General features: G+C 70.4%; 11 protein-coding genes. All 11 read left to right on the forward strand.

Annotation, left to right across the window (positions count from 1 at the left end; genetic code table 11):
* The coding region (rho, locus tag ACWDX9_RS31300; RefSeq protein ID WP_449960105.1) for a transcription termination factor Rho at positions 1 to 1,841 on the forward strand (1,841 nt) is incomplete at its 5' end.
* A 141-nt stretch (positions 1,842 to 1,982) separates the two neighbouring features.
* Positions 1,983 to 3,248 (forward strand): sensor histidine kinase, encoded by a 1,266-nt coding sequence (locus ACWDX9_RS31305; protein ID WP_449960107.1) that lies wholly within the window; start codon positions 1,983 to 1,985, stop codon positions 3,246 to 3,248.
* A 57-nt stretch (positions 3,249 to 3,305) separates the two neighbouring features.
* Complete coding sequence (locus tag ACWDX9_RS31310; RefSeq protein ID WP_449960109.1) at positions 3,306 to 3,941, forward strand: response regulator; 636 nt, start codon at positions 3,306 to 3,308, stop codon at positions 3,939 to 3,941.
* A gap of 122 nt (positions 3,942 to 4,063) precedes the next feature.
* Positions 4,064 to 4,282, forward strand: a complete 219-nt coding sequence (gene rpmE / locus ACWDX9_RS31315; protein ID WP_043616312.1) for a 50S ribosomal protein L31 — start codon at positions 4,064 to 4,066, stop codon at positions 4,280 to 4,282.
* A gap of 80 nt (positions 4,283 to 4,362) precedes the next feature.
* A complete protein-coding gene (gene prfA, locus ACWDX9_RS31320) occupies positions 4,363 to 5,415 on the forward strand; it encodes a peptide chain release factor 1 (RefSeq protein WP_364244752.1) in 1,053 nt (350 codons plus the stop codon).
* Entirely contained in the window at positions 5,412 to 6,266 is an 855-nt protein-coding gene (gene prmC / locus ACWDX9_RS31325) for a peptide chain release factor N(5)-glutamine methyltransferase (RefSeq protein WP_185071361.1), read from the forward strand. The genes prfA and prmC overlap by 4 nt, the downstream gene beginning before the upstream one ends.
* A 28-nt stretch (positions 6,267 to 6,294) precedes the next feature.
* On the forward strand, positions 6,295 to 6,942 hold the full coding sequence (locus tag ACWDX9_RS31330; protein WP_355191410.1) for an L-threonylcarbamoyladenylate synthase: 648 nt from the start codon (positions 6,295 to 6,297) through the stop codon (positions 6,940 to 6,942).
* A 90-nt stretch (positions 6,943 to 7,032) separates the two neighbouring features.
* On the forward strand, positions 7,033 to 9,213 hold the full coding sequence (locus tag ACWDX9_RS31335; RefSeq protein WP_449960112.1) for a hypothetical protein: 2,181 nt from the start codon (positions 7,033 to 7,035) through the stop codon (positions 9,211 to 9,213).
* Positions 9,213 to 9,587 (forward strand): hypothetical protein, encoded by a 375-nt coding sequence (locus ACWDX9_RS31340; RefSeq protein ID WP_350730010.1) that lies wholly within the window; start codon positions 9,213 to 9,215, stop codon positions 9,585 to 9,587. Before ACWDX9_RS31335 ends, ACWDX9_RS31340 begins: the two co-directional genes overlap by 1 nt.
* A 483-nt stretch (positions 9,588 to 10,070) precedes the next feature.
* Positions 10,071 to 11,336, forward strand: coding sequence for a serine hydroxymethyltransferase (locus ACWDX9_RS31345; protein ID WP_449960114.1), 1,266 nt, complete (start codon positions 10,071 to 10,073; stop codon positions 11,334 to 11,336).
* Positions 11,337 to 11,393: 57 nt separating this feature from the next.
* Positions 11,394 to 12,674, forward strand: a complete 1,281-nt coding sequence (locus tag ACWDX9_RS31350) for a glycosyltransferase family 4 protein (RefSeq protein WP_449960115.1) — start codon at positions 11,394 to 11,396, stop codon at positions 12,672 to 12,674.
* Positions 12,675 to 12,681: the final 7 nt, after the last annotated feature.

Here is a 12,681-nt window from a genome sequence, read left to right on the forward strand (position 1 = left end):
CCGCCGCGGCCACCGAGGCGCCCGCCGCCGCCGCGGCTGACGCCGCCCCGGCCGCTGAGCGGCCCACCCGTGCGCGCAGGGAACGTTCCCGCGCCAAGACCGCCGAGGAGCCCGCGGCCCAGCCCGTCGCGCAGCCGGCGGAGCCCGTCGCCGTGGCCCCCGAGCCCGTCGCGGCCGCCGCGCCGGTCGAGCCGGTCGCGGAGCCGCAGGCCCAGGCCGTGGAGAGCGGCCAGAGCGACACGCGCGCCGAGCGCGGCGAGAGCCGTCGCGAGCGCCGCAGCCGCGGTGAGCGCCGCGAGCGGGGCGACCGCTCCGGCAGCGACCGCGGTGAGGGCGGTCGTGTCGAGAGCAGCCGCGACGGCGGCCGTGACAGCCGTGACAGCCGTGACGGCGGGCGCGACAGTGGCCGTGACCTCGGCCGTGACGGCGGGCGCGACAGCGGTCGTGACCTCGGCCGTGACGGTGGACGTGACGGCGGACGTGACGGTGGCCGCGGCGAGCAGCGCGAGCGCGCCGCCGACGCGGGCCGGAGCGACCAGCGCGGCGACCAGCGCGGCGACCAGCGCGGCGACCAGCGCGGCGACCAGCGCGGCGGCGGCGACGACGACGATCGCGGGCGCGGTCGCCGGGGCCGCTTCAGGGAGCGCAACCGCGGCCGCGGCCGTGACCGCTTCGAGGGCAGCGAGCCCGTCGTCGGTGAGGACGACGTGCTCATCCCGATCGCCGGCATCCTCGACATCCTCGACAACTACGCGTTCGTCAGGACCAGCGGCTACCTGCCGGGCAGCAACGACGTCTACGTCTCGCTCGCCCAGATCCGCCGCAACGGCCTGCGCAAGGGCGACGTCATCACCGGCGCCGTCAGGCAGCCCCGCGACGGCGAGCGGCGCGAGAAGTTCAACGCTCTGGTCCGCCTCGACACCGTCAACGGCATGGACCCGGACCAGGCCCGCAACCGGCCTGACTTCAACAAGCTGACGCCGCTCTACCCGCAGGAGCGCCTGCGCCTCGAGACCGAGCCGAACATCCTCACCACGCGGATCATCGACCTCGTCTCGCCGATCGGCAAGGGCCAGCGCGGCCTCATCGTCTCGCCGCCCAAGGCCGGTAAGACGATGGTGCTGCAGTCCATCGCCAACGCGATCACCCGCAACAACCCCGAGTGCCACCTGATGGTCGTGCTCGTGGACGAGCGGCCCGAAGAGGTCACCGACATGCAGCGGTCGGTCAAGGGCGAGGTCATCCACTCGACCTTCGACCGTCCGGCCGAAGACCACACCACGGTCGCCGAGCTCGCCATCGAGCGGGCCAAGCGCCTGGTGGAGCTGGGCCACGACGTGGTCGTCCTGCTCGACTCGATCACCCGCCTCGGCCGCGCCTACAACCTGGCGGCCCCGGCGTCCGGGCGCATCCTGTCGGGTGGTGTCGACTCCACGGCGCTCTACCCGCCCAAGCGCTTCTTCGGCGCCGCCCGCAACATCGAGAACGGCGGCTCGCTGACGATCCTCGCCACGGCCCTGGTGGAGACCGGGTCCAAGATGGACGAGGTCATCTTCGAGGAGTTCAAGGGCACCGGCAACGCCGAGCTCAAGCTCAACCGCTCGCTGGCCGACAAGCGCATCTTCCCCGCGGTGGACGTGGACGCGTCCGGCACGCGTAAGGAAGAGATCCTCATGGGCAAGGACGAGCTCCAGATCGTCTGGAAGCTGCGCCGGGTGCTGCACGCGCTCGACATGCAGCAGGCGCTCGAGCTGCTCCTGGAGAAGATGAAGGAGACCAAGTCCAACGCGGAGTTCCTCCTGCAGGTCCAGAAGACCACGGTGAGCAACGACCGCGACTAGCGGCTCCCTGAGAGGGGCGGCATGGGGTTCGGCCCCGTGCCGCCCCTTTCGCGCGCCGGCTGGGTAGGTGGGGGTAGCCCTACCCCTACGCCGGTTGCCATCCGTATTCACGGCGGCCCCTCGCGCGTGCAGGCTGAAGGCATGCGATCAGCCGCGTTGAAGGATCGGGTGCCGTTCGGGGCCAAGGGGCCGCTGGGGGTCGTGGTGGACCCCATGACGTGGCGGGCGGCGCCGTACCTGCTGATCACGGGGGTGACCGGGATCGGCTGGTTCGTCGCGCTGTCCGTCGCCGTGCCCACGTCGCTCACGCTCACCGTCGTCTGGGTCGGCGTGCCGCTGATGATGGCCACGGTGCTGATGTGGCGCGGCGGGGCGATGCTGGAGAGGCGGCTGATGTACGCGGCGTTCGGCGTGAAGATCGCCGACCCGTACCGGGCCAGGCCCGAACGCGGGCTGGGCGCGCATCTCCGCTGGCTGCTGGGGGACGCGGCCACCTGGCAGGACCTGGGATACCTGCTGATGCTGCTCCCGCTCGGCCTGGTCGAGACCGCCGTGTCGGTCGTGCTGTGGTTCACGGCGGTGACGCTGATCATCCAGCCCGTCCTGATGGCGCTGTGGGCGGCGGCGGACGTCTACACGGAGCTGACCATCGACAGCTGGCCGGGCGCCGTCGTCGCCATGGTCTTCGGGATGCTGGTGTTCGTGCTCGCGGCGTACCTCGTACGCGGGATGGCCTGGCTGCACGGGACGCTGGCGACGGTGCTGCTCGGCGGCAGCCAGGAGGAGCGGCTGAGGGCCAGCAGGGCCAGGGGGATCGACGCGGCCGAGGCGGAGCGGCGCCGGATCGAGCGCGACCTGCACGACGGCGCGCAGCAGCGGCTGCTGTCGGTGGCGGTGGACCTGGGGCGGGCGCAGTCGAAGTTCGACAGCGAGCCGGAGGAGGCCAGGATGCTCATCGCGCAGGCCCACGCGGGCACCAAGGCCGCCATCGCCGAGCTGCGCAACCTGGCCAGGGGGATCCACCCGGCCATCCTGAGCGACCGCGGCCTGGACGCGGCGCTGTCGGGGCTGGCCGCGCGGGCGCCCATCCGCGTGGACGTCTCCGTCGAGCTGAGGGAGCGGCCGCCCGCCGCGGTCGAGAGCATCGCGTACTTCATCGTGGCCGAGAGCCTGACCAACATGGCCAAGCACTCCGGCGCCACCGAGGCGTCGGTGACGGTGCTCAGGGACCATCGAGGCGTGGTCGTGGACGTGTGGGACGACGGCATCGGCGGGGCCGTCGTCTGCCCGGGTGGCGGCCTGTCGGGGCTGGCCGACCGGGCGGCCACCATCGACGGCGTGCTCGTCCTGCACAGCCCCGTGGGCGGGCCCACTCTCGTGCGTGCGGAGCTGCCCTGCGAGTGGTAGGCGCATACCGCGGCCTGCAGTGGACAGGTGAACGCTGTCCACTGTAGTCATGTGGCCATGCGCGTGGTCATCGCCGAGGACTCCGTACTTCTGCGCGAGGGGCTCGCGCGTCTGCTCGCCGACGGCGGCATCGAGACCGTCGCGGCCGTCTCCGACGGGCCCGCGCTGGTGTCCGCGGTCCTGGAGCACGAGCCCGACCTGGCCATCGTCGACGTACGCATGCCGCCGACGCACACCGACGAGGGCCTGCGGGCGGCGCTGCAGGTGCGCGTGGCCAGGCCGGACTTCCCGATCCTGGTCCTGTCGCAGTACGTCGAGGAGCGCTATGCCGGCGACCTCATCGGCAGGGCCGTCGGCTACCTGCTGAAGGAGCGGGTGGCGGACGTGGCCGAGTTCCTGGAGACGGTGCGGCAGGTGGCGGCGGGCGGCACGGTCATCGATCCCGAGGTCGTCGTGCAGTTGCTGAGCCGCCAGCGCCGGGGCGCCCCGCTCGACTCGTTGTCCCCACGCGAGCGCGAGGTGCTGGCCCTGATGGCCGAGGGCCGCTCCAACACCGCCATCGCCGCCCGGCTGGTCGTCACGGAAGGCGCGGTGGAGAAGCATATTTCCGGTATCTTCGCCAAGCTGACCCTGGGGCCGGCACCCGAGGATCATCGCCGGGTGCTGGCCGTACTCACCTATCTGGGGCGCTGACGGGAATGCGCGATGGCCTGGGATGGTTGGACGATCTGGCACACTGGTAGCTGACCATTTAGCGGTTCCGGTTCACGCCGTGCGTGAAGGCGACCCGGCGGCCGCACCCCGAAAGGACAGCGATGAAGCGCGACATCCACCCTGACTACCACGTGACGCAGGTGAGCTGCTCCTGCGGTAACACGTTCACCACCCGTAGCACCGCCAAGAACGGCGTCATCCACGCCGACGTGTGTTCGGCCTGCCACCCGTTCTACACGGGCAAGCAGAAGATCCTCGACACCGGCGGCCGGGTGGCCCGCTTCGAGAAGCGCTTCGGCAAGAAGGCCACGGGCAAGTAGCTTCACCGACGCCGGCCCGGACGCACGCGCGTGCGCTGGGCCGGCGTTGCTGGTGTAAGCCCCAAGACTAAGGACACACGGTGAATCTCGACGAGTTGCTCAAGGAGTATTCCGAGCTGGAGCTGCAGCTCGCCGATCCCGCCGTGCACGCTGACCAGAACAAGGCCCGCACCCTCGGCAGGCGTTATTCGCAGCTCACGCCGATCGTCACGACGTACCGCGAGCTCGACTCGACGCGCGACGACCTGACCGCCGCCAAGGAGCTGGCCGGTGAGGACGAGGCGTTCGCGGCCGAGGCGGCCGAGCTGGAGGAGCGCGTCCCCCAGCTCGAGGAGAAGCTCAGGCACCTGCTCATCCCGCGCGATCCCAACGATGACAAGGACATCATCATGGAGATCAAGGCGGGCGAGGGCGGCGAGGAGTCCGCGCTGTTCGCGGGCGACCTGCTGCGGATGTACCTGAGATACGCCGAGCGGCTCGGCTGGAAGACCGAGGTCATCGACAGCCAGCCCTCCGACCTGGGCGGCTACAAGGACGTCACGGTCGGCATCAAGGCCAAGGGCGACGAGGGCGTGTGGTCCAGGCTCAAGTACGAGGGCGGGGTCCACCGCGTGCAGCGGGTGCCCGTCACCGAGTCGCAGGGCCGCATCCACACCAGCGCCGCGGGCGTGCTCGTCTACCCCGAGGCCGAGGACGTCGACGTCCAGGTCGACCCCAACGACCTGCGCATCGACGTCTACCGCTCCAGCGGCCCCGGCGGCCAGAGCGTCAACACCACCGACTCGGCGGTCCGCATCACCCACCTGCCCACCGGCGTGGTCGTCTCGTGCCAGAACGAGAAGAGCCAGCTCCAGAACAAGGAGTCGGCCCTGCGCATCCTGCGGGCCCGGCTGCTGGCCATCGCCCAGGAGCAGGCCGAGGCCGCCGCGCAGGCCGAGCGCAAGTCGCAGGTCCGCACGGTCGACCGCTCCGAGCGCGTACGCACCTACAACTTCCCGGAAAACCGCATCTCCGACCACCGGGTCGGCTTCAAGGCGTATAACCTCGACCAGGTTCTCGACGGTGAGCTCACCGCCGTGACCCAAGCCCTCATCGACGCCGAGATGGCGGAGAAGCTCGCACAACACTCATGACATTTCTGCTGGACGAGATCGCCCTCGCCACCGCCCGGCTGGCCGAGGCAGGTGTTCCCTCACCGCGCACCGACGCTGAGGAGATCGCGGCATTCGTCCACGGCGTGCGCAGGAGCGAGCTCCACACGGTCAAGGACTCCGACTTCGACGCGCTGTTCTGGGAGGGCGTGGCCAGGCGCGAGGCCCGCGAGCCGCTGCAGCACATCACCGGCCACGCCTATTTCCGCTACCTCGAGCTGTCGGTCGGGCCCGGTGTGTTCGTGCCGCGGCCCGAGACCGAGGTGGTGGCGGGCTGGGCCATCGAGACGCTGCGCGCGATGGACGTGACCGCCCCGCTCGTCGTCGATCTCGGCACCGGCTCGGGCGCGATCGCGCTGTCGATCGCCCAGGAGGTGGCCTTGGCCGAGGTCCACGCCGTGGAGGTCGACCCCGGGGCGTACACGTGGGCCAAGCGCAACATCTCCGAGCTCGGCCAGGGCCGCACCCACCTGCACCCCGAAGACCTGGCCGAGGCGCTGCCCGAGCTCAACGGCAAGGTCGACCTGGTCATCTCCAACCCGCCCTACATCCCGCCCGGCGCGATCCCGCGCGACCCCGAGGTGCGCGACTACGATCCCACCAGGGCGCTGTACGGCTCCGGCGAGGACGGGCTCGGCGAGGTGCGCGCGGTCGAGCGCACGGCCCGCCGCCTGCTGCGGCCCGGCGGCTGGGTGGTCGTCGAGCACGCCGACCAGCAGGGCAGGGCGGTCTATCTGACGTTCCCCGAGGACAACGGCTGGCGCGACGTGCGCCTTCGCCAGGACCTCACCAGGAGGGACCGCTTCGTCACGGCCCGGCTGGGCCAGGACTAGGAACCATGCGAGCGAGGTGACAGGACCGATGGCCAGACGCTTTGACTGCTCCGACCTGGAGCAGCGGACCGTGGGCGTGATGGAGGCCGCGGCCGCCGTGCGGCGCGGCGAGCTCGTGGTGCTGCCGACCGACACCGTCTACGGCATCGGCGCCGACGCGTTCACGCCGGCGGCGGTCACGGCACTGCTCGACGCCAAGGGCCGGGGCCGCGAGATGCCGCCGCCCGTGCTCGTGGGCACCGTCAGAGCCGCCACAGCGCTCATAGACGACCTCGGGCCGTACGGGCAGGACCTGATAGACGCCTTCTGGCCCGGGCCGCTCACGCTCGTCTGCAAGGCCAACAGGGCCCTTTCCTGGGACCTGGGGGAGACCAAGGGGACGGTGGCCGTCCGCATGCCGCTCCACCCGGTCGCGCTCGACCTGCTCAAGGAGACCGGCCCCATGGCCGTCTCCAGCGCCAACCGCTCCGGCGCCCCCGCCGCCACCACGGCGGAGGAGGCCCAGGAGCAGCTCGGCGACTCGATCGAGGTCTATCTCGACGGCGGCAAGACCACCGACAACACGCCCTCCACCATCATCGACCTCACCACCGCCGTGCCCCGGCTGCTGCGGCGCGGGGCGATCCCGGTGGAGAAGCTGCGCGGCATCATCGGATACGTCGCCACCGACGACTGACGCCATACCGTCTGCTTATCCCGGCTGCGATCGCGCTCCGGCCGACACTACGGTGAGGCCCGGAGCGGCGATTACGTCCGGGAGTGGCCCATGGGCAAGTTCGACGGCATGGATCCCAAGCTGGTCCGTGACCTGCTGACCGAGGTGAAACACGCGGCCACGCAGATGCGTACGGTCGAGGACCAGGTCAGGGCCGCCATGCGCCGCGCCGGGCTGTCCGCCCAGACCACCCACCGCCCGGCGCAGGTCGCGGACGCCGTCGACGGGATGGTCAAGGACGTCAACGTCCGGCTCGGGGTGCTGGAGAAGCGCGTCGAACCGCCTCGGATGGGGGCGGGGGCTACTGAGGACGACGATCCCAAGCAGGTGCGGGGGGATCGGGACAAGTACGACAACCCACGGGCCGACGAGCCCCCGTCGAAGGACGACGACACGAAGTCGGACTCGGACGGCAAGACGGGTTCCGATGGGAAGTCGGATTCCGACGGCAAGACGGGTGCGGACGGGAAGTCGGACTCGGACGGCAAGACGGGTGCGGACGGGAAGTCGGACTCGGACGGCAAGACGGGTGCCGATGGGAAGTCGGATTCCGACGGCAAGACGGGTGCTGACGGGAAGTCGGACTCGGACGGCAAGACGGGTGCCGATGGGAAGTCGGATTCCGACGGCAAGACGGGTGCCGATGGGAAGTCGGACTCGGACGGCAAGACGGGTGCCGATGGGAAGTCGGACTCGGACGGCAAGACGGGTGCCGATGGGAAGTCGGACTCGGACGGCAAGACGGGTGCCGATGGGAAGTCGGACTCGGACGGCAAGACGGGTGCTGACGGGAAGTCGGACTCGGACGGCAAGACGGGTGCCGATGGGAAGTCGGATTCCGACGGGAAGACCGGTGCGGACGGGAAGTCGGACTCCGATGCCGATGGGAAGACATGCGACGGTGCCAAGGACACTGGGACCGGCCAGGACGCCGGAGGCGACGGCAAGACCGGCGATCAGCCCGTAGACCAGCCCAAGGACGACGATGTGGGCAGCAGGCGCGACCGCGGCGCCGAGGCGGATGGCGGTGCGGTCAACACTCCGGCCAAGGACCAGCAGGACCCGACCAAGCCGCACATCGTGGAAGTGGACGGCGTAAAGGTCCTGCAGATACCGATCGACCCGCCCACCGCCGAGCAACTGGAAGACCTCCTCGAGAACGCCGACAAGGTGCAACCGGCGGAAATGCCGAAGGTTTCCGCCGACAGCACCACCGCCGCGAACGTCAATGCCTGGGCGAACGACGGCAGCGACGTGGTCTCCGCCGACACCAATCCGCCCAGCCTGGACGCGCTGAAGACAGTGGTGGGACACCACCGGGAAATCCCGCCACTGGACATGCCGGGATTAGCGGACACCACCGGCTACGACACCACCCCCACGGACGGCACCATCCCCACGGACGGCACAACCCCCACGGACGGCACCGCTCCCACTGCGGGCGCGAACGACGCCTGCACCTCCGGCGGCACGGACACCACACCCGGCGGCGCAGACACCCCCCGCGGTACGGACACCACACCCGGCGGCACGGATGCCAGGCATGGCGGCACGGATACGACGCCTGGAGGCACGGACAACAGGCACGGCGGTTCGCACACCACACCCGGAGGCACGGACACCACGCCGGGCGCCAAGGACACGACGCCGGGTGCCAAGGACACCACGCCGGGCGCCAAGGACACGATTCCGGGTGCCAAGGACACGACGCCGGATCAGCCCTCAGGCGGTGACGCGGGCCAGCGGACGGGCGGTGACCAGCCGACGGGTGACCGAGGGACCGGCGACCAAGGCCGAGGAACGGGCGACCAGGGAACCTACGGCCAGGGTGGTCAAAGGGCGGGGGAGCAGGGAGGGCTGGGGAGAGGCGATAGCCCGGCGACCGGCGATCAGGGGACGCGGGGCCAAGGGGCGCCCGTTGCGATCCCGCCGACCAATCCCTCGGTCCAGGTGCAGATCGCATACGGGACAGAAGGTGCTTCCCCTGCCGCATCGGACGTCAGCGCCTGGGCGAACGACGGCAGCGACGTCGTCTCCGTGAACGCCTCCCCACCCAGCCTGGACGCCCTGCGGACGGTCATGGATCACCACCGCGAGATCCAGCCCCTCGACATGCCCTCCGTAGAGGTTCCGCCCGGCGAGTACGGCAAGGGCGAGTGGGCGCCCAGGGATATCCGGCCCGACGGCCCGCCCGGCGACATCGACCCCGGTACGCCGGAAAGGAGCGCGTAATGTACGTCGACCCGCCGGCGCCCAGGCCCAGGGAGCGCGACGAGACCCCGCCCGCCTCCCCCTCAGGAGCCCTGGACAGCCCTCAGAGGGCCTGGGAGTTCAACCCCGACTACCAGCGCCTCGTCCTGGCCTGGAACACCGTCCTGCCCCAGCTGGAGACGCTCAGAACGGCCCTGGACAAGGCGTACGGCCTGGCCAAGAGCCCTCAGACGTGGGACGCGCCGGTGGGCGAGCGGTATGTCCAGGACATCCGCGAATGGCGCACCAGGCTGGCCGTCTACCGCCACTCCGTGCTGACCGCCATCAGCGACGAGGCGGCGGACACGCCCAGGTGGATCCCCACGACGGCCAACGCGCCGCATGCGTTCCAGTAGTCCGCTGCCCGCCTGAGGTCCTTTCGAGGAAGGTGTTGGGAGGGCTCGGGCGGTGCCCGGGAGGTCCCTCGGGGGGAAAGCGGCCCGCCGTGCCCTTTGGGGGGAAGCGGCTCAGAGTGCTGTTTGAGGGGCAGGAGAGATGGCCGCTTATGGCGCAGTGGCGCGAACCCGATTGAGGGACAGCAGGGAAAAGTGCGGCTTGAGGGGTCGTTTCAGACGAGCGCGGGCCAGGGGAGCGGCTTGAGGGCGCGGGCTGAGGAAAGAGCTTGGGCGGCAGGCTGAGGAAGGGCTTGGGACAGCGCCCTGAGGGAGCGGCTTTTGGGGCGCCGGGCTGCGGGAGCGGCTTAAGGGGAGCGGGCTGCGGGAGCCGCTTAAGGGAGCGGGCTGAGGGAGCGGCTTGCGGGGCGACTCGGTGGGTTGCCGGTGAGGGGTGGGGGAGGGGCGTGTCTGGGAGAAACGGACATTAGGTCGTACAGTGGGGAAATGGGTGGGGAACCCTATTACGGTCCCGACTTCGGGTTGCTGCAGAGGCAGGACCCGGAGCTCGCACAGGTGCTGCTCGACGAGCTGGAGCGAGTGCGCGGCGGGATCCAGCTGATCGCGAGTGAGAACTTCACCTCGCCCGCCGTCCTCGCCGCCCTCGGTTCCACCCTCACCAACAAGTACGCCGAGGGCTACCCCGGACGGCGCTACTACGGCGGCTGCGAGGTGGTGGACCGGGCCGAACGGCTGGCGATCGAGCGGGCGCGCGAGCTGTTCGGGGCGGAGCACGCCAACGTGCAGCCCCACTCCGGCGCCTCCGCGAACCTGGCCGCCTACGCCGCGCTCCTGCAACCCGGCGACACCATGCTGGCCATGGCGCTGTCGCACGGCGGCCATCTCACCCACGGGTCCAAGGTGAATTTCTCGGGAAGATGGTTCGACGTCGTGTCGTACGGCGTGCGGCGTGACACCGAACTCATCGACTACGACGAGGTCCGGGACCTGGCCCTGCGGCATCAGCCGAAGCTCATCGTGTGCGGCGCCACGGCGTACCCCAGGCTGATCGATTTCTCGGTCTTCCGCGGCATCGCGGACGAGGTGGGCGCGTGGCTGATGGCCGACGTGGCGCACCCGATCGGGTTGATGGCCGGCGGCGCGATCCCGTCGGCGGTGCCGTACGCGGACGTCGTGACGTTCACCACGCACAAGGCGCTGCGCGGGCCGCGCGGCGGGGCCATCCTGTGCACGGAGGAGCTGGCCGGGAAGATCGACCGGGCGGTGTTCCCGTTCATCCAGGGCGGGCCGTTGATGCACGTGGTGGCGGCCAAGGCGGTGGCGTTCGGGGAGGCGATGCGCCCGGAGTTCGCCGATTACACCAGGCAGGTGGTCGCGAACGCGCGGGCGCTGACGGAGGCGCTGGCCGGGCAGGGGATGCGGCCCGTGTCCGGCGGTACGGACACCCATCTGGCGCTGATCGACCTGCGGGATCTCAACGTGTCGGGCGCCGAGGCCGAGCGCAGGTGCGCGGCGGCCGGCATCACGCTCAACCGGAACGTGATCCCGTACGATCCCGAACCCCCGTCGATCACGTCGGGGATCCGCGTCGGCACGCCGTGCGTGACCACCCAGGGCATGGGGCCCCAGGAATTGAAGGAGGTCGGGACGTTGGTGACCCGGGCGGTGCGACATCCGGCCGACGCTGGGGAGGTTCGGGAGAGAGTCTCGGCGCTTCTGGCCATCCATCAGCCATATCTCAGCGAATATTAAGCTGGTCTGTGTCGTTTTCCGGTCCCAGTGGGCCGGAGGATCCGGGAAACTAGGTCCGTGCGCGAATACCTGTTCATGGCGCTCATCGCCGCGGCGGTGACCTATCTGCTGGTCCCGTTGGTGCGCCGCTTCGCCATTCGCATCGGCGCCATGCCGGAGATTCGCGATCGCGACGTGCACACCACGCCGACGCCCAGGCTGGGCGGCCTGGCCATGTACGGCGGCCTGGTCGTGGGGCTGCTGCTGGCCGGTCAGCTGACCCACTCGGGCGAGGCCCTGGCCGGTACGGGCGCCAATCCGGTGCCCGCGCTGATCATCGCGGGCGGGCTCATCACGTTCACCGGCTTCCTCGACGACTGGTGGGGGATGGACGCCCTCATCAAGCTCGCCGGCCAGATCGCGGCGGCCGGGGTGCTGGTCTTCTTCGACATGCGGCTGACCTCGATCCCGCTGCCGGAGAGCTGGGGCGGCTCGACCAGCCTCGACTACACGCTCAGCACGATCATCACCATCCTGGTCGTGGTCGTGACCATCAACGCGGTCAACTTCGTCGACGGGCTCGACGGCCTGGCCGCCGGGATCGTGTGCATCGCGGGCATGGCCACCTGGGCCTACTCGATCATCATCAGCCAGGACATCACCGGCAGCAACATCACCGCGACGGCCGCCATCGCCGCCGTCCTCATCGGCGCCTGCCTGGGCTTCCTGCCACACAACTTCCACCCGGCGAAGATCTTCATGGGCGACACGGGCGCCATGCTGATCGGGCTCGTGCTCGCATCCTCCATCGTCACGGTGACGCCGGTGGACACGTCGGCCATCGTGGAGATGAACAAGTTCCCCGTGCTGCTGCCGCTGCTCGTCCCCGCGGCGGTGCTGGTGCTGCCGCTGATCGACCTGATCACCGCCGTCGTGCGGCGCACGTCGCAGGGCCTGTCGCCGTTCGCGCCCGACCGCGGTCACCTGCACCACCGGCTGATGGACATCGGCCACTCGCACCGGCGTTCGGTGCTCATCATGTACGCCTGGACGTTCCTGTTCTCGTTCGGCATCGTCGGCATGTCCAGGGTCGGCGTGCCCGTCCTGCTCTTTCCCGCGGTCATCGTGCTCGCCCTGGCCGTCCTGGTGCTGATGGCCCTGCCGCGCTGGCGGGGCAGGGGCGGGGCGCACGCGGCGCCACGCGACGACAACCCCGACGACGACGGGCCTCCCACGGGGCCGATGCCGCCGATCCTGCCCGTGGACCCCCAGGTCAGGAGACAGGCGCCGCCTTCGGACGGCGCTCGCGCGAGCGCCGAGGGCAAACCGGTCATTCCTGCCTTTCCGAGCCGTTCTTGATCGCGAA

The organism is Nonomuraea sp. NPDC003201 (genome assembly GCF_053590415.1).

Coding starts and splice junctions, on each gene's coding strand:
- ACWDX9_RS31305 (WP_449960107.1), top strand. CDS start 1,983: ATGCGATCAGCCGCGTTGAAGGATCGGGTGCCGTTCGGGGCCAAGGGG.
- ACWDX9_RS31310 (WP_449960109.1), top strand. CDS start 3,306: ATGCGCGTGGTCATCGCCGAGGACTCCGTACTTCTGCGCGAGGGGCTC.
- rpmE (WP_043616312.1), top strand. CDS start 4,064: ATGAAGCGCGACATCCACCCTGACTACCACGTGACGCAGGTGAGCTGC.
- prmC (WP_185071361.1), top strand. CDS start 5,412: ATGACATTTCTGCTGGACGAGATCGCCCTCGCCACCGCCCGGCTGGCC.
- ACWDX9_RS31330 (WP_355191410.1), top strand. CDS start 6,295: ATGGCCAGACGCTTTGACTGCTCCGACCTGGAGCAGCGGACCGTGGGC.
- ACWDX9_RS31335 (WP_449960112.1), top strand. CDS start 7,033: ATGGGCAAGTTCGACGGCATGGATCCCAAGCTGGTCCGTGACCTGCTG.
- ACWDX9_RS31340 (WP_350730010.1), top strand. CDS start 9,213: ATGTACGTCGACCCGCCGGCGCCCAGGCCCAGGGAGCGCGACGAGACC.
- ACWDX9_RS31345 (WP_449960114.1), top strand. CDS start 10,071: ATGGGTGGGGAACCCTATTACGGTCCCGACTTCGGGTTGCTGCAGAGG.